Below are 21,799 nucleotides of genomic sequence, written 5' to 3' on the forward strand. Positions count from 1 at the left end.
TTTCTATTTATTTAACTGTAATGGTTGGATCCCAGTAAAAGTAACCGTACAAGATTTGTTTATTACTGTCATTAGGGTCTAAAATGTAAAGTCCGAACTGTACATAGAAATTCTCTTTTCCTGTAGCTCTTACTCTAGCGTCTATACTTGCAAAAGTAATATCTGCAGTAGTGGCAGGAAGGCCGTTTTGGGAATTTACGTTAGGAACCGCTGCCTTTCTTCTTTCAACAGAATTGTATACAAAATTATTAAAAACCTGATCTCCGGACCAATATTTAATATTATAGATGATGACTGCATCATCCGAATTCTGATAAATTGAAGTTCCTCTGAAAGAAACTATATCTCCGGCCCTTGCGCTGAAGTTGAGGTCAGCAGTACCCTGTCCGGAAATAGCATTGGCATTGGAAACGATCATATGCTGGCTGTTATGATCAATTCCTACCGGATTATTAGGATCTGTACTTGGGCTTTTATAATGTGATCTTACATAATCCGTGTCTATTACAATCAGGACGTCTATTTCCTGACTGGATGCGTTAAGTTGTATATCTTCCATGATATTTAGTTTTTGTTTGGTGTTTTCCTACTCGTCTGGCTTTTCAGATTCCGCCCCGTTATTTAAGTGATGCAGCTTCACCTTTTGGCTGTAATTACAATACAAATGTACAGTGCTGAAAATGAAAATGGTAGCGTGTAAATGCTGAAATTTGAAATTAAGTATTTGTACTTAATTACTCTCTTGCATGTGATTTTTGCTGTTCTCAAAAAAATACCCTGGAAAATTTATTCTCCAGGGTACCCGTTTATAATGGTTAAATCTAATTTACATTTAAAAAGAAACCTCGTTCACTTCTTTTCCTCTTTGGAAGTTCATTGTTTTCTGGCTGCCTTTGTAGGCAATATTAACAATATTAATCTGCTTAGGAAAAGCGCTTAAAAGAATCGTATTTTTAATCTTTAAGGTGTTGATATCTGAAACTCCTCCGGTTTCAAAATACACCCATACAGTTTCTCCGCTGACCTGACTTCCTGTGAAGGTAATCGTTTTTGGAGCTCCATTGACAAATACATCAAAATTATTGTTCACATATTTTTTTACCTCTGCTTCAAATCCTGCTGTATTAGGGTTGATTTTAATAGCATCCGAGATATGGCTTGTATTCATTTTTGTGGTAAACTTCAACGTTTTGCTTCCATCTATATAGTCAACTTTGGTCATTGAAGAGAAAAAGTCTGCATACATAAAACTCATTAACACAAAAAATGTTAAAATACCTAATATATATAAAAGTTTTTTCATCTTAATTAATAGATTTACAATCATACTTGTTCGTTATAAGTCACAAATAATATGCCAATTAAAAATTTACATTCACAGAATATTTATCATAAAAGGCCTTAATATGTGCTACAGCCTCGTCAGCACTATCTACCACACGATAAAGATCAAGATCATCTTCAGCAATCATTCCTTCTTTTAGCAGTGTGTCTTTGAACCAATCCAGCAGTCCGCCCCAGAAATCACTTCCTACCAGTACAATAGGGAATTTCCCTATTTTGTTGGTTTGAATCAGTGTCATTGCTTCAGTGAGTTCATCCAAAGTACCAAAACCGCCGGGCATTACGACAAATCCTTGAGAATATTTTACAAACATTACTTTTCTCACAAAAAAGTAATCAAAATTCATGGAGTAGGATTTATTGATATAAGGATTAAAATGCTGTTCAAAAGGGAGATCAATATTAAGACCGATAGATCTTCCTTTGGCGTTGAAAGCCCCCTTGTTTCCTGCTTCCATGATTCCCGGGCCGCCTCCGGTAATAATTCCGAAGCCTAATCTGGTAATCTTTTCAGCAATGTCCACTGCCATTTCATAATATTTGCTTTCCGGCTTCAGACGGGCAGAGCCAAATATAGAAACACACGGGCCAATCTTGGCCAGCTTTTCATAGCCATCTACAAATTCAGCCATGACTTTGAAGACCATCCAGCTGTCTTTGGTGATCGTCTCGTCCCAGGTTTTCTGCCTGAAACTGTTGTGTAGTTTCGTTTCGTTAATGTCAAATTCCGGATTTACTAAGCTTTCATCTCGGGTTCCATCCATTTCCATTGCAAGATTTATTTAAAATGTTTTTCGGCTTCTGTTACGGATGAGGGTCTCCCGACATCAATAAGAATACTGTCATGTACAAAACCATGGATATGCTCGGTCTGCATCAGATCCAGATACTCTTCCATTACAGAAAATTTGCCTGTTCTTTTTATTTTTTCAAAGATAATAGGGTTGATACAGTGTATTCCGCTGAAAGCAAGAGCTTTAAAGCCTTTGTTGAACTCAGCCAGCCGCTGTTCACCGGTCTGTACATTCAGCCAGCCTCTCAAAACCATATTATCATTGAAAAGGAGTTTTCTCGAACTTTCTCTGTCCGAAACTGCTAAAGTAGCAAAATCTTTTATCTTTTTGTGGTATTCTACCAGTGCATTGATGTTAAGATCGGTAAGAATATCAGCATTCATGATCAGAAAATCTTCTCCGTGATCAAGAAATTTTCTTGCAAAAACCAAGCCGCCCCCTGTTTCAAGAAGTTCATTGGTTTCATCAGAGATCTCAATTTTACATCCGAAATTATTGTTTTTATGTAAAAAATCAACAATCTGGTTCCCAAAATGATGAATATTGATTACAAAATCCTTTATTCCAAAACTTTTCAGATAGTTGATATTTCTTTCCAGTAGTGGAATACCATTTACTTTTGCCAGTGCTTTCGGATGGTGATCTGTGAACGGTTTAAGTCTGGTTCCTTTTCCGGCTGCGAAAATTAGAGCTTTCATTTCTTATAATTGATAAATGATAGTTGATGAGTGATAAAACTTTTATAATTAATAAATGATCATTAAAATAACAGTGGAAAATAATCATTTATCAATCATTGCTTATCTTTTATGAATTCAGTTGCGGCTGTTCATCGTGATGAAGAGTAACCTCAGTTCCTTCAGGATATTTTTCCCGGATAAATTCGGAAATTTTTATGGCACAATATACTGATCTGTGCTGCCCTCCTGTACATCCGAAATTAATTTGCAGATGTTCGAAGCCTCTTTCCAGGTAATTATCAATATTGATGGAAACCAGAGATTTTACCAGTTCTAAGAATTTCGGCATTTCTGTTTTTGTTTCCAGATATTCCTGGACTCCAGTGTCATTCCCGGTTTGGCTTTTATATTCTTCGATTCTTCCTGGATTTAAAATTCCACGGCAGTCAAAGGCAAAACCACCTCCGTTTCCTGAATCGTCTTTAGGAATTCCTCCTTTCTTATACGAAAAGCTGTGTATATCGATGTGTAGCATATTCTTTCTTTTAAATTTTTAAACCATTAAGGCTTATTTAGTTTTTAAGGGTAAGTTAAGATTCTGATAAATCAAAATTGAGTCAGGAAGCTCTTTGAAAAATTCATTAATAAAGGGTTTCATTGACTTTGTAATATTGTTAGTTAAAGCCAGTAATTTCATGACAGTTGAGTAATTTCTTTTTTGGTCATAACCTTAATGTTCTTAATGACTTAAAGTATTCTTAATGGTTTAAATTTATAATTTCTTCAATTTTTTGTTTTGTTTTTTCTGATTCCAATTGCTGAATGACTTTATAGAGTTCAGGATAATTCTTCATTTGTTCCCAGGAATCTGAAAACTGTATAATGTTCTGGATTCCCTTTTCCAGGCTGGCGATGAAATGCTGTTTCCTCTGGATCAATCCACGGAATCCATAAGCCCCTAATACCTGTAGATATCTCATCATCTGAATAGGCATTACAGCATTTTTCAGCTGCATTTTTGTTTCAGAATCTTCGAACTGCCGAATATAAAATTCAAGCATTTCCTGTTTGAAATCTTCGGGAAAATTGGCTTTAGCCTGAAAAAGAAAAGAAATAACATCATACATGAACGGTCCTTTCATTGCAGACTGATAATCAATGAATGATACTTCATTCTTTTCATTGACCATAATATTCCTTGCCTGAAAATCGCGGATCATAATTCCTTTAGGTTCAAGGCTTTCAATGAGTACTGCAATTTTTTTGAATTCTTTAAGCAGGGTAGACTTGTTGTATTCAAGCTCCAGAAAATCGGCTATGAAATTTTTAAAATAATAAAGATCATGAATCACCGGGAGCTCATCATAGCTTTCATATTCAAACGTTCTGGAATAATCAATTTTATCGAGCGTTTGTATTTGCATTTGGAAAAGCTTTTCTAAAGTCTGTCGTACTAAAGATCGTACTTCAGGAGATAATTGCTCTTTTGTGATGATCTCAGAAAGGGTATGCTGCCCTAAAAATTCCTGGATATACATTGTTCTGTCATCAGAAACTGCAATAATGGAAGGAGTATTCAGGTTTAAGTTTGAAAATATTTCAGAATAGTAAAGGAAGCTCTCATTTTCCGGAATATTTTCATTGTATGTGATAATATATTTTTCGGTACCGGCTGTGGCCAGAAAATTTACCCTTGCAGAACCGCTTTGAGCTAATGTAACAAATTCAGAAGATTTTTTACCTAAATGGTTTTCAAAAAATCGTTTTGCGTTTTCAGAAGTCATAATAATATGAAACAAATATACTAAATTAACGTGAGTTGAATTATTGTTTAAGGAAGTAATATATGAAGGTTCAGGTGTATTACATTTAAGTTGTAGAATATAGGCTGTATTGGAGGATTTAGAGAAAATTTTTTCGTTATATATCACATGGTTGTTGAGTTTTGTATCATGTTTTTAACTTTCCTGATTCAAATTCAGGATATTACAGTCTAATTTTTATCTTTGCATTATGCTGAAAGACTTTAAACCTGTATTAGGTATTTTACTGCGTTTTATTATTATCTATCTGGTATTGCTTTTTGCCTATCAGTTCTATCTGAATAGTGGTAAAGATTCCGGATTGGATGCCTTTTCCAGAATTATTGCCAATCAGGTAACTTCTCTTCAGAATGCGATAGGCTATCCTACGGAATTATATGATGATGTCAGGAATGAACAGGTTTGGTTCTATGTAAAACAAAACTATGTGACGAGAATGGTGGAGGGATGTAATGCTGTTTCTGTCATTATTTTATTTGTGTCCTTTGTTTTTGCGTTTTATAAAGGGATAAAAACTTTTGTTTTTGTGGGCGCAGGATTGCTGATTCTGTATCTTATGAATCTTTTGAGAATTGTAGGATTAAACATTGTGATGTCTGATTATGCTGACTATGGAAAGATGTTTCACGATTTTATTTTTCCTGCTGTCATTTACGGAACTGTTGTTGTGCTTTGGCTGATCTGGATTAAATTTTTTGCTTTAAAACATGAAAATTCTTAATTGGCTCCTGGTTATCGCGGGAATATGCGGATTGATAGGTGTAAGGGTTCTGGAAGACACTATTTTCTATGACCCTTTTTTAGACTATTTTCATGAAGCCAATAAAAATATTGAGTTCCCTGCATTTGAATGGGGAAAACTGATTGCCGGACATGTATTCAGATTTATTTTAAATCTTCTTTTTTCCTGCCTGATAATGTATGGCTTATTTAAAAATAAAGAATGGACTTTGCAGGGTGCCGTATTAATGATTGTTGTGTTTGCCATTACACTGCCAATTTACCTGTATTGCATTCATGATAAATTTGAAATAGGGTATCTTTTCTCTTTTTACATGCGGAGGTTTGTAATTCAGCCACTGATTATATTACTGATTGTACCGATGTTCTATTACAGAAAACAGATGACTGACAAGGAAATTTGAAAAATCAAATCTAATTTTTTTCCTCTTCCTCATGGATCGTATGTTTATCCACACTGGTTACATTTTCCGGGGTCCATTCTACACGTTTAATGAAGTCTTTTTCACGGACAGGACAGTCTTTGATCTGGCAGATAGGGCATGAGATCGGTTTGCAGTCATCCATATGGAAGTTGAACTCAATACTGCGTTTGATGTTTCCGGCAAGAAGGAGAATAACGTTTTCCATTTCACTGTGTGCATCACGCAGATCATAATACCAGGGAAGGGTAATATGTGCATCAATATGCAGAGAAGAACCAAACTGCTGGATTTTCATATTGTGTACATCAATCCACTCTGTATGCCTGTTTTTTTCGAGAATTTTAATGATCTGGTTTAATATCTCAGGATCCTGTTCGTCCATAATACCGCTTAATGACTTTCGGACGATTTTATAGCCTACAAATATGATGTATACACCAAAACTTAGTGCTACAGCGGAATCCAGCCAATAGATTTTGGTGAAATAAACAATGACTAAACTGGCAACCACGCCTAGTGTTGTAATGGTATCGGACTGAAGATGTTTACCAGATGAAATAAGAACCAGAGAATTTTCTCTTTCTCCTTTTTTGATAGAGATATACCCCAATAAATAGTTAATGATTGCGGTCGCAGCAATAATCCAGATTCCCAGATCAATTTTACTCAGTGTTTTTCCTACAATAAGGCTGTGAATCCCTTCATAGATAATCATAACGCCGGCAATAGCGATAAGGGCTCCTTCAATACCGGAGGTCACGAATTCAACTTTTCCATGACCATAAGGATGGTCTTCATCTTTGGGTTTGGCTGCGAGGTGCAATGAATAAAGTCCCATGAATGCACTGATGACATTGACAATACTTTCCATGGCATCAGAAAAGACAGCGTCTGAACTGGTCAGCTTCCAGGCAATAATCTTTCCGATGAAAAGAATGATCCCAAATATGGCAATAAGTTTTTGAAATCCTATTTTCTCTTTGTGGGTATTTTTCTGGGTATTCATATGAGTTTGATAAAAAAAAGAATCTCAATTCTGAGACTCTTTTTTATTTTGTTAGTTTATACTAAGTTGTTTGCTACAAGGTATTCTGCGATCTGTACAGCGTTTGTTGCTGCTCCTTTCCTCAGATTGTCTGCCACGATCCACAGGTTGAGCGTTTTGGGCTGTGACAGATCCCTTCTGATCCTTCCCACAAAAACTTCGTCTTTTCCTTCCGAGTACAGCGGCATAGGGTAGTGGTTGTTTTTCACATCATCCATTACAATGACCCCAGGTGTTTCAGATAAGATTTTTCTTACTTCATCCAGTTCAAATTCATTTTCGAATTCGATGTTTACACTTTCAGAATGTCCTCCCTGAACGGGTACTCTTACAGCAGTTGCTGTCAGGTTGAAAGTATCATCTCCTAAAATTTTCTTAGGCTCTTTCATCAGTTTGATCTCTTCTTTCGTGTAATCATCATCAGCAAATACATCACAGTGTGGCAATGCATTTTTGAAAATCTGATAAGGATATACTTTTTCAGTAGATTCATTTCCGCTAATCTCACCGTTTAGCTGGTCTACAGCAGCTTTACCTGTTCCTGTTACAGACTGATACGTAGAAACGATTACTCTTTTTAAATCATATTTCTTGTTCAATGGTCCAAGAACCATTACCAATTGGATGGTAGAACAATTCGGATTGGCGATGATTTTATCTTCTTTCGTTAAAACATCAGCATTGATTTCAGGAACGACTAATTTTTTATCAGGATCCATTCTCCATGCTGAAGAATTATCGATTACTGTTGTTCCTGCTTCTGCAAACAGAGGAGCAAATTCAAGGGAAGTAGAACCTCCTGCAGAGAAGATGGCAATATCCGGTTTGGCAGCTATAGCGTCCTTCATGCTTACAATCGTAAATTCCTTCTGTTTATACTTCACCTTCTTACCTACAGATTTTTCGGATGCTACCGGAATTAATTCTGTTACAGGGAAGTTTCTCTCCTCCAAAACTTTAAGCATGACTTGTCCAACCATTCCTGTTGAACCTACTACAGCTACTTTCATTGATTTAATTAAAAATTTAAGATTAAACTATTTATAAATTATAACGCATATAATTTCTTTATCTTTTTAAGCCCCAAAGACTCTTGTCCAAGGGAAAGCGAATGCAAATAAACCTACTGCAATCAGCCCCATGATCACTACTCCTAAAGAAATGGTATCATTGGATTTTACTTTTTTGTTGACAATAGTCATCAAAACAGCTGCAATAAGCATAGAAAATGGATGTTCAACATATTGGAATCTTGCATATGCATCACTCATTAGTGTTCCGGAAGCTAAAGCTGCTTTCACACCAGGTGAAACAAATAATAAGAAAAGCCCTGCTAGAAATTGAACGTGAAAGAAAATCATTGTAAAAAGTGTAGTCTTCTTCAAAAACTTGTTCACTTTTCCACTGAAACCAAACATGGTAGCCAAAAGTGCAATGATAAATAATGCAACCAAAAGTAATTCCAGATATCCGAATCCTTTGTGAGCACTAAGTAAAATCTTGTAAAAATCCATAATCCTATTTTTTTGTACACAAAGATAACAAAAATCCCGGCTCAAAGCCGGGATTGATATTGAGAAAATCTAATATTGTGATATTATTAGAAGTTGAATGATAATGTTGCTGCCCAAGTAGTTCCGAAACCGAAATAAGCACGGTTACCTGTTGCAATACCATTGTACATCATACCTAGCTGTTCGTAGGTCTGATTTTTAGAGTTAAGAGTTTTTCCATCAGCCAGATATTTTGGCTTATCATCAGCAAATACACTTGTAGCAGAGTCAGAGATGTAAACTTTATCAAACAAGTTGTAAACGTTAGCTCCGATTGTGAAATACTGAGCTTCATTTTGTAATCTGATTTTGTAAGAGAATCCTACATCGAATAAGTTGAAATCAGGCAATTTCAATACTCCTCTTTCCTGAGCTGAAATATTTGTGAACGTTCCAGCGTCAATAGTAGAGTAAAGTTTACCTACATATCTCCAGGTTCCGAAGATATTAAGATCTTTTACCGGCTTTACAGTAAGTCCTAATGATGCAGTCATCTGAGGGATACTGTTATTGCTTGAACCTCCTACTTTTACTTTATCTAAATATAGTTCGCTTCCTGCTGAACCAGCTAAAGTAACAGGATTATTGTTATCATCAAAAGAAGCTACACTAGCATTTCCTTTGTAATAGTAATCTCCCCAAGAGAACATACCCTGAACTTCCAAGAAACGGTTAGGTCTGTATACTCCATCAAATTCTACTCCCTGGTGAACCTCAGTAATACCATTGATTTCAGAATAACCTGTAGTCGTGGAACCGTCTGCTAAAGTGAAAGTCTGACCTGTTTTTCTTAACCATCTGTCTTTCCACTGTGTTCTGTATACGTTAACATTTGCCGTGAATTTTGCTGATCTGAATCCATAACCAATTTCAGCAGAAGAAATCTTCTCGTTAGTCAGATATGGGTTAATAAGCTGCTGGTTACTTGGATAAACAGTGTTTAGGAAAGGCTGCTTGCTATAATAGCCAATGTTGGCAAAAACGTTATGTTGCTCATTGATATTATAATTAGCACCCCCTTTAATATTATATCCGAAAATGTTTTTAAATCCTGTTTTCGTATTTACTGTCTGACCTTTTAATGTGCTTCCGTCTACTACATAGTTATCAATTCTTTGGTAACCCTGATTAGATACAGAACCTTGTAAGAATGCAGATAAATTATCTTTGGTATATTCTACTTGCGCAAATCCACTGTACCAAAGTACTTCTCCGTCATTGCTATATCCTACCTGATCTTCAGCTGGAGCTAATTTTCCTCCGAAAGGATTCCAGGTAAGTTTTTTATAATCATAAAGAGTATTTACAATTCTTGGAGCAGGTAAGTTTTTGTTCGCATTATCCTTGTATCCTGCAGCTCCATAAAGATCTGTAAGGACCTGATAGTGATAACCGTAGTAATATCTGTCATCTGTACCTACTGAGAAGTTCCAGTTGTCATTAATTTTATGTTGGAAGTTAGCCAAGATACCATACCAGTTGTGAGAGTTGATATTGGATCTACGAACTAATGTACTTCCAGCACCTGCGGTATTTAAATTAACGGCTGCGTTAGCTGCAAAAATAGCATCATAGTTGAAGTGACCTGCTGCATCATAGAAGTCAGTCATTCCCTTTCCTCCAACTTTACCTAAGTCACCTGTTCCTCCACCTCTACCATTAGACATGTATAAAACTGTACTTAGCTTAGATTTTTCACTCATTGTCCAGTCCCAGTTTAGCATCATTACCGGTTTAGCATAGTAGTTTGATCTGTTTGCTAAAGCAACTTTATTTCCGTTGGCATCAGTATAGTAACCATAATCTGAATTATATCTTCTATAAGGATTTCCATCGTGGTCAGGATTATAATTGATATAGTTTTGGATTGTTGGAGCAAAAGTTCTCTGATCATGCCACTGAGGAGCAGAGGTTATTGTAAACTGTAAGTTATGTTTTTTATTGATTTCATAACCTAATGCAAAGAAATATGCATAAGATTCATAATCAGTATTTTCAATATAAGTACCTCCGGCTTGTCTGCTCATCAAGAATGACGCAGATACACCATCTTTAGATTTACCAGTGTTGTAAGAGAAAGACGTTTTTAAATAATCGTTGTTACCAACACCTAATCTGATTACCCCTCCTTTTTTCATATCAGCAGAACGGGTAAGGAAGTTTACTGTTCCTCCTACAGAAGCAATAGCCAATTTAGAAGAACCTAGACCTCTCTGAACTTGTAATGTACTTGTTACATCAGATAGCCCAGTCCAGTTTGAGAAATAAACAGCACCACCTTCCATATCGTTTACAGGCATACCGTTTACCATTACAGCGATGTTTCTTGATTCAAAACCTCTGATTGTAAGGCCTCCATCACCAAAACCACCTCCGGATTTTGTAGCGTAAACAGATGGAGTAGTGTTCAAAATCTCAGGCAGTTCCTGGTTACCTAATCTTTCTGCAAGTTGTGCTGCCTTAATAGTAGATGCAGCAACAGGTGTCTTTCTATCTTTAGCGATATCCGTAACACCTCTTAAGATTACCTCTTCAATATCTTTGGACTTTGCCTGGGCAGTGTCCTGAACTTGTTGAGCGTAATAAACACTAGCTGTAGATAATGTAATAACCGCAGTTAGTATTGATTTGTTGATTAATTTCATAATCGTTAGTAATAATTAGATTTAATTTTCTGCAAAATTCGCAAAATAAAATTTAACTATTATTAACTCAATGTTAATTTTTAATCAGTCTTAATAATGTTAATGTGTTAAAAATCAGTATTATCGCTAAAAATTGAATTTTTGTATGAAAAAAGTCATGTTATTGAATTTTTAACAAAGGGGGTGTGTTTTTGTTAAAAATTCAACGCTATTTCACTGCTTTGAGACTCAAATCTATATTCTCAGCGGAGTGCGTAAGAGCCCCTACAGAGATGTAAGTAACGCCTGTTGCTGCAATTTCTTTCAGCATATCACGGGTAATCCCACCTGATGCTTCAGACTCACATGAACCGTTGATCATTTTTACAGCTTCCTTCATCGTCTTTACATCCATGTTGTCAAGCATAATTCTGTCAACCTTAGCGTTGATGGCTTCCTGTACTTCTTCAAGATTTCTTGTTTCAACCTCTATTTTTAACTTTTTCTTATTCTTTTTAACGTAATCCTTGGCCATTGCTACAGCATTGGTGATACTTCCGTTGTAATCAATGTGATTGTCCTTCAGCATAATCATGTCATAAAGACCATATCTGTGATTGGTTCCGCCACCAATAGCTACTGCCCATTTTTCACACATTCTGAAGTTGGGAGTAGTTTTTCTGGTATCTAAAAGTTTAGTTTTTGTACCTACCAGTCTTGAGTCCCAATCGTGGGTAAGCGTAGCGATACCGCTCATTCTCTGCATACAGTTAAGAACAAATCTTTCAGTAGAGAGGATAGATCTGGCGCTTCCGGTTACAATAAGAGCTACATCGCCGACTTTACAGGGAGTTCCGTCTTTAATAAAAACTTCAACTTTTAGGTTTTTGTCAAAAGTGTTGAAAATGATTTCTGCCAGCTCAACACCTGCAAGAATACAGTTCTGTTTTACCAAAAGTTTTGCACTTTGTATAAGATCCTGCGGAATGGTAGAAAGGGTAGAGTGATCACCATCCTGAATATCTTCTTCAAGAGCACTTTTTATAAATGTCTTTAATGCTTTGTCTGTTACGTATGCTGGTCTTTTCATTATTTTTTGCTTTTAAGCTAGATCTTTATTATAGAATGCTCCCTTATTCTCCTTCATTTCCATGGATTGGGTAATGATAAGGTGGGCAACAGTTGTTAAGTTTCTTAATTCTGACAATTGCGGGGAAAGAATAGAGTAATGGTATATTTCATCAACGGCAGCAGCAATCTCCTGATGTTTTTGCAGGGCCATATTCAGACGTCGGTTGCTCCTTACAATACCTACCAGATCGCTCATCATCTCCTGGAGCTGTTTTCTCAGATAGCTGATAATGACCATTTCATCCATGATTTTCATTCCTTCTTCATCCCACTCAGGAACGGCCTTCAGATCATCGAAGTTGAAATTGTTTTCATTCAGAAGGTCTACGGTTTTCATGGCAGCATTGTGTCCAAAAACCAATCCCTCAAGGAGCGAATTGGATGCAAGTCTGTTGGCACCATGCAGTCCTGAGTTGGTACATTCTCCCACAGCAAAAAGATTTCTGATGGAAGATTGCCCGTCCCTGTCTACTTCGATACCTCCCATTAAATAGTGGCAGGCAGGTACAACGGGAATCAGTTGGGTAAAAGGATCAATGCCCTCATCTTTACATTTTTTATAAATATTGGGGAAATGCTCCAGGAATTTTTCATGGTTCATTTCCTTGCAGTCTAGTCCAACAAATTCGTCTCCGGTAATTTTCATTTCAGCGTCGATGGCTCTTGCAACGATGTCTCTGGAAGCTAATTCTTCGCGTTCATCATATTTGTACATGAATTTTTCGCCCCTTTTGGTTCTTAGTTTTGCTCCGTCTCCACGAACGGCTTCTGATATTAAAAACAGCATTCCGTCCATTTTGCTGTATAAAGCTGTTGGGTGGAACTGGTAATACTGCATATTGGAAACCTTACCTTTTGCGCGGGCAACGAAAGCAATTCCGTCTCCTGTGGCAATCGTAGGGTTGGTTGTGTTTTTATAAACATGTCCGGCACCTCCCGTGGCCACCAGTGTTATTTTGGAAGTGATCTTTTTGATGGTTTTGGATTTTTCATCCAGAATGTAGGCACCATAGCAATGGATATCTCCCTCGTTGAGTTCTTTTCCCGGAACATGGTGCTGTGTGATGATATCAATGACATAATGATGATCAAGAATTTCTATATTCGGGCTGTTATTGGCTGTTTCCAAAAGAGCTCTTTCAATTTCAAAACCTGTGATATCTTTATGATGGACGATTCTGTTTTCAGTATGGCCTCCTTCTCTCCCTAAAGCGAATTTACCATTCTTCATATCAAACTGTGCGCCCCATTCTACAATTTCATTGAATCTTGCAGGTGCTTCTCTTACCACCATTTCTACGACATCACGTTTATTTTCTCCGTCGCCGGCACGCATGGTGTCATCGATATGTTTTTGAAAATTGTCATTCTGAAAATCTGTAACGACAGCGAGGCCGCCCTGTGCATACTTGGTGTTGCTTTCGTCTTCGTCAGATTTGGTTACAATAATGATTTTGGCATCAGGGAGCTGTTCAGAAACTTTAATGGCATAGGAAAGTCCGGAAATACCGGAACCGATTACTAATACATCCGCTTTTATCATATGCTGGCTTTAGGTACAATCGTTTAAAATATTAAATAAATTTAAACAATTTTTCGTTTGGTTTTCTTACTTTTTTCATGTGCTGGAAATGGTCTTCTTCAGAACGGTAGCCTAAAGCGAGGGTAACGGTTACTTTTTCTGTTTCAGGATTGATATTCAGAATATTTTCTATAAGGTCCTGACGGAAACCCTCCATAGGGCAGGAGTCTATATTTTCAATAGCAGCGGCGTACATAAGATTAGCCAATACTATATAGGACTGTTTTTCTGCCCAGTTGAAAATTTCATCATGTGTTTTTTGGTTGATGTGCTGATTAATGCTGTTTCTGAATGGATCCAGTTTTTCAATGGGGGTGTTCCGTACTTCAGAAATATGATTAAAATAGCCACGGATATAGTTCTCTTCAATAACTTTTTTTGAAATAATAACAATAAGATGAGAACAGGTGGAAATTTGCGATGGATTATAGAAAGCCGGGATCAGTTTCTGCTTCATCTCCTCACTCTCAACAACGATCATCTTATAGGGTTGAAGCCCAAGCGAACTGGCAGACAGCTTCCCTGACTCAAGAATGTTGTGAAGAGTTTCCTGAGGAATAATCTGATGATTGAATTTTTTTACAGAATATCTTCTGCTTAAAGCTTCCAAATAATTCATATGACAAATTTAAGAATTGAATATGAATAAAGCGTCTTTTAAATGAAATATCTCCTCCCTGTAAATGCAAAAAATCACCCCGGTCAGCGGGGTGATTTTTTTGATGGGAAGGAAAGTGTAATTATTCTCTGTTTTTTACAACAATCCATCCTGAGAATTTTATCGGAGTACTGTTTTTATTATTTTCATTCCATGAAATAGAATACCAATAATTTCCGGTAGGAACTTTTTTGCTTCCATTAGTGGTTCCTGCCCATTTGTAACCGTTGGTTTTGTCTGCCTGGAACATTTTGTAACCATACCTGTCGAAAATAGCGATCTCCAGATTCTGTTTATTGGCCAGCGCCGAATAATCAACAAAATCATTAATACCATCATCATTTGGTGTGATAATATTGATCAGATTAGGAACGGTAATATTAACTTCAACAGGAATACAATTGTAGCCGTCTCTTACGTATACCTTAGCTTCTCCTCTGGCAATATTGGTGAAAACATTGGTATCCTGCCAGTTGATATTATCCATTGAATACTGATATGGAGGAGTCCCCCCGTTGGCATATACTGTCACGGTACTTCCGGAGATATCAATGGTGGTGATAACCGGATTGTCAGAAGGGTATACGGTTACTTTTTGTGTTGCAATACAGTCTCCGGTTTTAAGTTTTACCCAATAGGTTCCTACTCCTACATTCTTGATAGATTGGGTTGTAGCACCGGTGCTCCATTCGTAGCTTTTGAAACCGGCTCCTGCATCTAATGTTGTTGTGTTTTCAATACAGATGGTCTGATCGTGGAGAGTTCTTGAAAAAACAGGAGGGATTACAGTTAATGTAACTTTAGCAATAGAGTAACATCCGTCTGCACTGAATACTTTAATATAAGCGACTCCATTAGGAGCGATGTAGGCTGCCGGAGTAGAGATTGCGTTAGTTCCACTGATCGCGTCAGTCAATGATGGGTAATATTCTTTTGTAAGCCCGCCTTGAGAAACAATAGCTCCTAAAAGATTAAAGGATGCCGTAGAAGGATTGGCTTCAATAAAACAGGATTTTATTTCAGTATCATTTACCACTACGACAGGATAAATGTTCAGCGTAATTTTCGCTGTGCTTACACAACCCTGAGGGGTCGTTACCTTTACATATATGGTTGCAGCAGCAGATACATATGCAGAAGGGTTGGTAATCTGGTTTGTACCATTGTTCATGTCGTATAAGGTAGGATAGAATTCTTTGGTAGCCCCCGTGACGGTTGTCACAGCAGCCGTGTTAAGATCAAAGGTTGCAGTCCCTGCATTGTTGTTATTACATCCGCTAAGGGTTGCATCTGTTGCCGCAAACGGAGTAGGATTGAGCTGAATGATGCCGTCGCCATTATCACAAAGAGTAGAAGAGGGATCTTTGACAACCACTTTAATTGTTGTATTTCCCGAATATTGAAAACTTGAAGGGTTGGCGATAGGGGTAGAGCTTCCTAATAGATAATAGGTGAAAATATAATTTCCGGGATTATTGACAAATTGGGAATTATAAGAAGTGAGGTCTACCACGCCATTTCCGGTAGCTGGATTGGTGCACACAAATGGAGTTATGGTATTGCTTAAGATCGGAACTTTGTCTACAAAGACTTTAGCATTTTTAATAGAGTGTCTTGCGCTGGCTCCCCCAGTTGCTGCAGAAAACCCGAAATAGCCTTGTGACATTCCCACTGCACCCCCTGAAGGAGCAAATGACTGATCTACGATAAGAACACCATTTATTCTTACTTTGATGATCCAGTTCGTAGGATTGGTAAGGTCTGTTTCTCCATTTACTTCAACGTGTCTGTAGGTGTCTCCTACAAATGGCTGGGTGGCATTAAGATCTGGAGAATGAAATGTACTTCCGGCAGTGTTGTTGAATTCGATATTATTACCTGCTGTATTATTGGTTCCGTAAAGGATATGAACTTTACTCATCTGACCTTCTGTGGTATTATTGAAAATATCAAAACCAACCATTAGTCCTGAAGCGTTAGCTGGAATACCTAGTCCTCCTCCTGATACGAATCCCGTAGGCGGATTGGCAAGATACCAGAACGTAAAGCCATCTCCTCTTCCATATTGTGTGGTTCCGTTTCCGTCAATTCTGAAATCAAATTCCACTTTCCATTTATCACAATAGCTCAAGGTGATCGGGGTGGATAGTTTTATAGCTCCGTATTTGCTGGTCTGATCAGTTGTCAGCCTTACAAAATCTCCGCTTACTACAGCATCGGAGACAAGATCCCAGCCTGTTGTATTTACAGGGTTTCCGGTGAGTTGATATGTTTGTGAAAATAACCTTCCCGGTAAGCATAGTAAGATAGTCAGTAAAAAAATGAGTATATCTTTTTTCATAGTGGATGGATTATGATGTTATTTGTTCTTGGATATAAAATTGTTTTTTAGCCGTTAATTAATGACAACGCCATATTGCAGGGGGTCGGACAGTAAAGGGTATTAATACCGAAACTACCCCAAAAGAGGTAGTTTCTGATATTAAATTATTCTCTGTTTTTTACCAATACCCATCCTGAATATTTGGTTTCAGTATTGTCTTTGTTGTTTTCGTTCCATGAGATGGTGTACCAGTAAGTTCCTGTAAGTACTTTTTTGCCGGAAGCGGTTCCGTCCCATGTGAAGTTTCTCATTTTTCCGGCCTCGTAAAGTTTGTTGCCATATCTGTCGTAGACAATAAATACCAGGTTTTTCTTGTATGCCAGTGCAGAGTAGTCAATAAAGTCATTTACATGGTCGCCGTTCGGAGTGATGGCGTTGATAAGGTTAGGAACAGTGATCTGAACCTCAACAGGGGTACAGTTGTAAAAATCTTTTACATAAACTCTTACCTCTCCTCTTGCTAGTCCTGTGAATATATTGCTGGTCTGCCAGTTCATTCCATCCAAAGAATATTGGTATGGAGGAGTTCCTCCTGCCACATTTACGGTTATTGTGTTGTTGTCAATATTAATGCTTGAAATAACAGGATTTGCAGATGCTTTTACATTGACAATCTGTGTGGTGATACAGTTGCCTGTTTTGAGTTTTACCCAATAAGAGCCTACTCCCACATCTTTAATAGATGAGGTTGTTGCTCCCGTACTCCATTCGTACCCATTGAATCCAGGTCCTGCATCAAGGTCTGTTTTTTCACCAATACAAATGATTTTATCTTTCAGAACAGAAGAGGGTACAGGTGGTAATACAATAAGATTGATTTTAGCAATATTAAAACATCCGTTAGCATCCGTTACTTTGGCATATACAGCTGTACTTGTTGATAAGTACTGAAGAGGATTCATGATCTCATTGGTGCCGTCCACAGCATTGGCTATTGATGTAAAGTATTTTTTTGTAAAACCGCTGCTTAAGGTAGTGACGTCAGCTGTGGTCAAGTCAAATATAGCACTAGTGATATTGTTTTCAATAAAGCATGACCTTAAAGTGGCTTCCTTCACAGGAGTATCAGGGTAGAATGCTAATGTGATTTTTGCAGAACCTGTACATCCCTGTGGAGTGGTCACTTTTACATACACGACACCTGGAGCCGATAAATAATTGGTTGGATTCTGGATTTCATTAATGTCGGCATTAAGATCTGCTAATGTTTTATAATATTTTTTAGTAACCCCTAATACATCTGTTACATTTGCTGTGTTGAGATTAAAGGTTGCGGTTCCTGCTTTATTGTTATTACATGCCAGGATTGTTCTGTCCTCTGCTTTGAATGGTGCAAGCACCAGTAAAATCTTGCCGTCCGGGTTGTCGCAAAGCAGTCCTGCATTATCTTTAATAACCACGGTAACTGTTGTATTGGCATTGAATTGATAATTGGCCGGATTCGCTATAGGTGTTGAGCTTCCCAGCGGATAATAGGTAAATGTATAATTGGAAGGGTTGCTGACAAATTGTGAGTTGAAAGTAGTCAGATTCACAGATCCGTATCCTGTAGAAGGGTTTGGGCAAAAAGACTGTGTGGCTGAATTCTGTAAAATAGGAACTTTATCTGTATAGATTTTCACATTTTTAATGGAATGTCTTGATCTTGCACCTCCTGTGGAAGCGGAAAATCCAAAATATCCAACGGTCATTGCTGCAGCAGTACCTGAAGGAGCAAAAGACTGGTTGCAAATTACATTGCCGTCTATGGTTATTTTGATAATCCAGCTGGTAGGTACAGCAGGATCTACCTGTGCTGTTACTTCAACATGTTTAAAGGTAGTTCCCTGAAAAGGCAGAGTTGTATTCATGTCAGGGGAGTGAAAGGAGCTGCCCGGAACATTGAAGAATTCAACATTATTGGTATCTGTGGTGTTCTGAACCTGTCCGTAGGCAACATGAACCTTACTCATGGTAGCGGTAGTGGTGTTGTTGTATGTATCAAACCCTACCACAAGACCTACTGCATTCTGAGATACTCCAAGGCCAGATCCCAATACACTCGCAACAGGTGGGTTGGCAAGGTACCAGAATGCAATTCCATCTCCGTTTGAGGTCTGGTTGGAATCCATTCTGAAATCAAATTCCACCCTCCATTTATCGCAATATTTTAAATTGATCGGATCATTCAGTCTGATAGAACCGGATTGATTATTGGTATCCGGAGTAAGCTGAATGAAATCTGTGTTGACCTGAGTAGGTGAAACCATTGTCCATCCGGTAGTTGTCACTGGGTTTCCGACAAGCTGATAAGTCTGAGCAAAGGATTTCCCGGCTAAACAGAGCAAAAAAACATATAAATACAGTAATAGATTTTTATTCATTTAAAGGGGACTTAGATTAATGTGTAAAGATATTAAATCCCGATCAATTAATGTGTATTTAATGTTAATTTTACTGAATTTTTTAATTATTTTTTAATAAATAATATGACTTGTGATGGAATAATGAATGTTAACGGATGAATTGTGGATTTATCTCAATTGTATTAAAATAAGGAGCTGTTTTCCTGATTTTCAAAATACACATCGATATCAAGATCAGAAGAATTAGCGGCCGCAACGGCTAACTTGTCGCATAATTCATTTTCAAAATGACCGGCATGTCCCTTTATCCAATGCATTTTTGGGGCGTGTTTTTGATATAGTTCAACAAATTTTTTCCAGAGGTCCGGATTTTTTACATTTTTCCAGCCTCTTTTGATCCATCCGGCGATCCAGTTTTGGTTAATAGCGTCAGATACATACTTGCTGTCGGTATAAATGTGAATATCATTCTCTGTTGATTTCAACTTTTCCAAAGCTGTGATGACAGCCAGAAGTTCCATTCTGTTATTGGTGGTCTTTCTGAATCCTTTTGAAAATGTTTTCTGGTAGTTTTTTTCAGGAACGCGCATGAGAATTCCATATCCGCCTTTTCCGGGATTTCCGCTACAAGCTCCGTCGGTATAAATTTCGATTTTCAAATCTGTTTTAAAAAAAATGAATATTCACTGTACAATTACTGAATTGGCCTAAAAACTCTGATCTTTCCTTAGAACGGGAAATCATCATCGTCATCAAAATCATTCATTGAAGAGCCGGAAAGTTTTGAACTGTCCGGAAGGTCAAATGCTGCTCCTGGCTGAATGGTTGTTTTGATTTTGTCAAAGCCGCTCGGTTCCCCGAAGTTAGAAGGATATCCTCCGCCGGAGCCTCCGTCAAATGCCGCTTCAATATCGCCGAATTTGGCAAAATGTTTTAAGAAAGATAACCTTACATCTGCCGTTGCACCATTCCTATGCTTGGCAATGATCAGCTCGGCCTGGTTTTCTGTAGAAGTTTCCTGTCCTTCTTCATCATTATCCCAAACGGTAATTTTATAATATTCCGGTCTGAAAATAAAAGATACAATATCCGCATCCTGCTCAATAGCTCCTGATTCCCTCAGATCTGAAAGCTGAGGTCTTTTTCCCGGTCGGGCTTCCACACTTCTTGAAAGCTGAGAAAGAGCAATTACAGGTACATTAAGCTCTTTTGCAATCGCTTTTAATGAACGTGAAATCATAGAGATCTCCTGTTCACGGTTTCCGACTCCTTTTCCTCCGCCTCCTGCGGTCATCAGCTGGAGGTAGTCAACCATGATCAGTCTTACCCCGTGCTGCATGACAAGTCTTCGGCATTTTGCACGGAAGTCAAATATCGAAAGGGAAGGGGTTTCATCAATATATAAAGGGGCATTTTCCAATTCCGATACATTGGAGAACAGTCTTTGCCACTCTTCATCATCCAGGGTTCCTTTTCTTAGTTTTTCGGACGAGATTCTTGTTTCAGAAGCAATCATTCTGGTGATCAGCTGTACAGATGCCATTTCAAGAGAGAAAAGAGCCATAGGAATTTTGTGTCCTACTGCAATGTTTCTTGCCATGGAAAGAAGGAATGCTGTTTTACCCATCGCCGGACGGGCTGCAATAATGATGAGGTCAGAATTCTGCCATCCACCGGTTTCCTTATCAACATCTCTGAATCCTGAAGGAACTCCGGAGAGTCCTTGTTTATCTTTTAAAGATTTAATCGTGTCAATCGCTTGCTTTACCAATGAGTTGGCAGTATCGAATCCTTTTTTAATTGTTCCGTTGGTAATCTCAAAGAAAGATTGTTCTGCTTTATCCAGAAGTTCAAAAACATCGGTTGATTCTTTGTATGAAGAATCAATAACGTTTGCAGAAACATTGATAAGGCTTCTTAAAATATATTTTTCAAGAATAACACGTACATGATATTCTATATGGGCGGATGAACTTACTCCCATAGTCAGATCAATGATATAATGATCTCCGCCTGCCTGGCTAAGTTTGTCTTCTTTTTTTAAATCCTGAATAATGGTCATTAAGTCTACCGGATGGTTGCCTTCATAAAGCTTTAAAATGGTAGAAAAAATAACCTGATGTCGGGGGTCATAGAATACCTCTGGGGTAAGAAGGTCAATAGAATGATCAAGACCTTTTTTATCGATCAAAAAAGTTCCGATAACAAGTCTTTCAAAGTCCACTGCATTGGGAGGCATTTTTCCATCCGCAATAGACAATTCTTTTGCAAAGTTTCCGTGTGTCAGGGATGATAATGTTTCTTTCTGCGCCATGGTGCAAAGATAGTTTATTTAAAAAATAATAAAAAAATAGTATTCAACAAATTATTAGCAGATCTTCGGAAAATACTGTAAACAGGAGATCAGGTATGTTGATAAAAAAATCACCCCGGTCTTGGACTGCCCCCAAAAAGTTAGACACTTTTTAGGGGCATTTTTTTATGTATAGAAAAGAAAAATTTAGCGTTGCTTTCAAGCTAGAATGTATTAATCTTCACAAAAATTCTCATTGTTCAATTAAATCTATAGCAACAGAGAAAGGATTTAATGAAAGCAATCTGCGCAAGTGGATTGGTTTTTATAACAAGTACGGAATCTCGGGACTATACCCTCGAAAAAACATGAGTTATT

Annotated in this window: 20 protein-coding genes; 3 read left to right on the forward strand and 17 right to left on the reverse strand. The window is 37.6% G+C overall.

What is annotated here, in order from left to right; translation table 11 throughout:
• Positions 1-7: 7 nt before the first annotated feature.
• The 6 genes from CRS_RS23755 to CRS_RS23780 all read right to left on the reverse strand — a co-directional run bounded on the left by CRS_RS23755 (position 8) and on the right by CRS_RS23780 (position 4,602).
• Positions 8-559 (reverse strand): inclusion body family protein, encoded by a 552-nt coding sequence (locus tag CRS_RS23755; RefSeq protein WP_142726426.1) that lies wholly within the window; start codon positions 557-559, stop codon positions 8-10.
• Positions 560-832: 273 nt separating this feature from the next.
• Positions 833-1,303, reverse strand: a complete 471-nt coding sequence (locus CRS_RS23760) for a DUF6702 family protein (RefSeq protein WP_228451340.1) — start codon at positions 1,301-1,303, stop codon at positions 833-835.
• Between the two features lie 58 nt (positions 1,304-1,361).
• Positions 1,362-2,114: a TIGR00730 family Rossman fold protein gene (locus CRS_RS23765; RefSeq protein ID WP_373995774.1), complete on the reverse strand. Its 753-nt coding sequence runs from the start codon at positions 2,112-2,114 to the stop codon at positions 1,362-1,364.
• Between the two features lie 8 nt (positions 2,115-2,122).
• On the reverse strand, positions 2,123-2,836 hold the full coding sequence (locus tag CRS_RS23770; protein WP_142726428.1) for a nucleotidyltransferase family protein: 714 nt from the start codon (positions 2,834-2,836) through the stop codon (positions 2,123-2,125).
• Between the two features lie 109 nt (positions 2,837-2,945).
• Positions 2,946-3,353, reverse strand: a complete 408-nt coding sequence (locus CRS_RS23775) for an RNase adapter RapZ (protein ID WP_142726429.1) — start codon at positions 3,351-3,353, stop codon at positions 2,946-2,948.
• A 223-nt stretch (positions 3,354-3,576) separates the two neighbouring features.
• The gene (locus tag CRS_RS23780; protein WP_142726430.1) at positions 3,577-4,602 is read right to left on the reverse strand and encodes an aminoglycoside phosphotransferase family protein; all 1,026 of its coding nucleotides are present in this window, start codon (positions 4,600-4,602) and stop codon (positions 3,577-3,579) included.
• Between the two features lie 229 nt (positions 4,603-4,831).
• On the opposite strand from CRS_RS23780, the gene xrtF reads away from it, so the two are divergent.
• Both xrtF and CRS_RS23790 read left to right on the forward strand, forming a co-directional pair.
• Positions 4,832-5,362, forward strand: coding sequence for an exosortase family protein XrtF (xrtF, locus tag CRS_RS23785; RefSeq protein ID WP_142726431.1), 531 nt, complete (start codon positions 4,832-4,834; stop codon positions 5,360-5,362).
• A complete protein-coding gene (locus tag CRS_RS23790) occupies positions 5,349-5,786 on the forward strand; it encodes an exosortase F system-associated protein (RefSeq protein WP_142726432.1) in 438 nt (145 codons plus the stop codon). The genes xrtF and CRS_RS23790 overlap by 14 nt, the downstream gene beginning before the upstream one ends.
• 10 nt (positions 5,787-5,796) lie before the next feature.
• Here CRS_RS23790 and CRS_RS23795 read toward each other — a convergent pair whose 3' ends face one another.
• The 11 genes from CRS_RS23795 to dnaB form a co-directional block, all read right to left on the reverse strand.
• Positions 5,797-6,813, reverse strand: coding sequence for a cation diffusion facilitator family transporter (locus CRS_RS23795; RefSeq protein WP_142726433.1), 1,017 nt, complete (start codon positions 6,811-6,813; stop codon positions 5,797-5,799).
• A gap of 56 nt (positions 6,814-6,869) precedes the next feature.
• Positions 6,870-7,862, reverse strand: coding sequence for an aspartate-semialdehyde dehydrogenase (locus CRS_RS23800; protein ID WP_002982780.1), 993 nt, complete (start codon positions 7,860-7,862; stop codon positions 6,870-6,872).
• 66 nt (positions 7,863-7,928) lie between these two features.
• Positions 7,929-8,366, reverse strand: a complete 438-nt coding sequence (locus CRS_RS23805; RefSeq protein ID WP_142726434.1) for a hypothetical protein — start codon at positions 8,364-8,366, stop codon at positions 7,929-7,931.
• An 86-nt stretch (positions 8,367-8,452) separates the two neighbouring features.
• A complete protein-coding gene (locus tag CRS_RS23810) occupies positions 8,453-11,050 on the reverse strand; it encodes a TonB-dependent receptor (protein ID WP_142726435.1) in 2,598 nt (865 codons plus the stop codon).
• Positions 11,051-11,258: 208 nt separating this feature from the next.
• The gene (gene nadC / locus CRS_RS23815; protein WP_142726436.1) at positions 11,259-12,119 is read right to left on the reverse strand and encodes a carboxylating nicotinate-nucleotide diphosphorylase; all 861 of its coding nucleotides are present in this window, start codon (positions 12,117-12,119) and stop codon (positions 11,259-11,261) included.
• Positions 12,120-12,131: 12 nt separating this feature from the next.
• Positions 12,132-13,703: an L-aspartate oxidase gene (nadB, locus tag CRS_RS23820; protein ID WP_142726437.1), complete on the reverse strand. Its 1,572-nt coding sequence runs from the start codon at positions 13,701-13,703 to the stop codon at positions 12,132-12,134.
• 31 nt (positions 13,704-13,734) lie between these two features.
• Positions 13,735-14,361, reverse strand: a complete 627-nt coding sequence (locus CRS_RS23825) for an NAD(P)H-dependent oxidoreductase (protein ID WP_142726438.1) — start codon at positions 14,359-14,361, stop codon at positions 13,735-13,737.
• Between the two features lie 121 nt (positions 14,362-14,482).
• Entirely contained in the window at positions 14,483-16,741 is a 2,259-nt protein-coding gene (locus tag CRS_RS23830; protein ID WP_142726439.1) for a T9SS type B sorting domain-containing protein, read from the reverse strand.
• A 146-nt stretch (positions 16,742-16,887) separates the two neighbouring features.
• Positions 16,888-19,146 (reverse strand): T9SS type B sorting domain-containing protein, encoded by a 2,259-nt coding sequence (locus tag CRS_RS23835; RefSeq protein WP_142726440.1) that lies wholly within the window; start codon positions 19,144-19,146, stop codon positions 16,888-16,890.
• Between the two features lie 164 nt (positions 19,147-19,310).
• Positions 19,311-19,787: a ribonuclease HI gene (gene rnhA / locus CRS_RS23840; protein ID WP_142726441.1), complete on the reverse strand. Its 477-nt coding sequence runs from the start codon at positions 19,785-19,787 to the stop codon at positions 19,311-19,313.
• 68 nt (positions 19,788-19,855) lie between these two features.
• A complete protein-coding gene (dnaB, locus tag CRS_RS23845; RefSeq protein ID WP_142726442.1) occupies positions 19,856-21,442 on the reverse strand; it encodes a replicative DNA helicase in 1,587 nt (528 codons plus the stop codon).
• Positions 21,443-21,609: 167 nt separating this feature from the next.
• Between dnaB and CRS_RS24895 the strand changes: the two genes are divergently transcribed.
• A partial coding sequence (locus CRS_RS24895) for a helix-turn-helix domain-containing protein (protein ID WP_142722049.1) occupies positions 21,610-21,799 on the forward strand: 190 nt, incomplete at its 3' end.

The sequence above is a fragment of the Chryseobacterium sp. ON_d1 genome (genome assembly GCF_006829085.1).
Classification (GTDB): domain Bacteria; phylum Bacteroidota; class Bacteroidia; order Flavobacteriales; family Weeksellaceae; genus Chryseobacterium.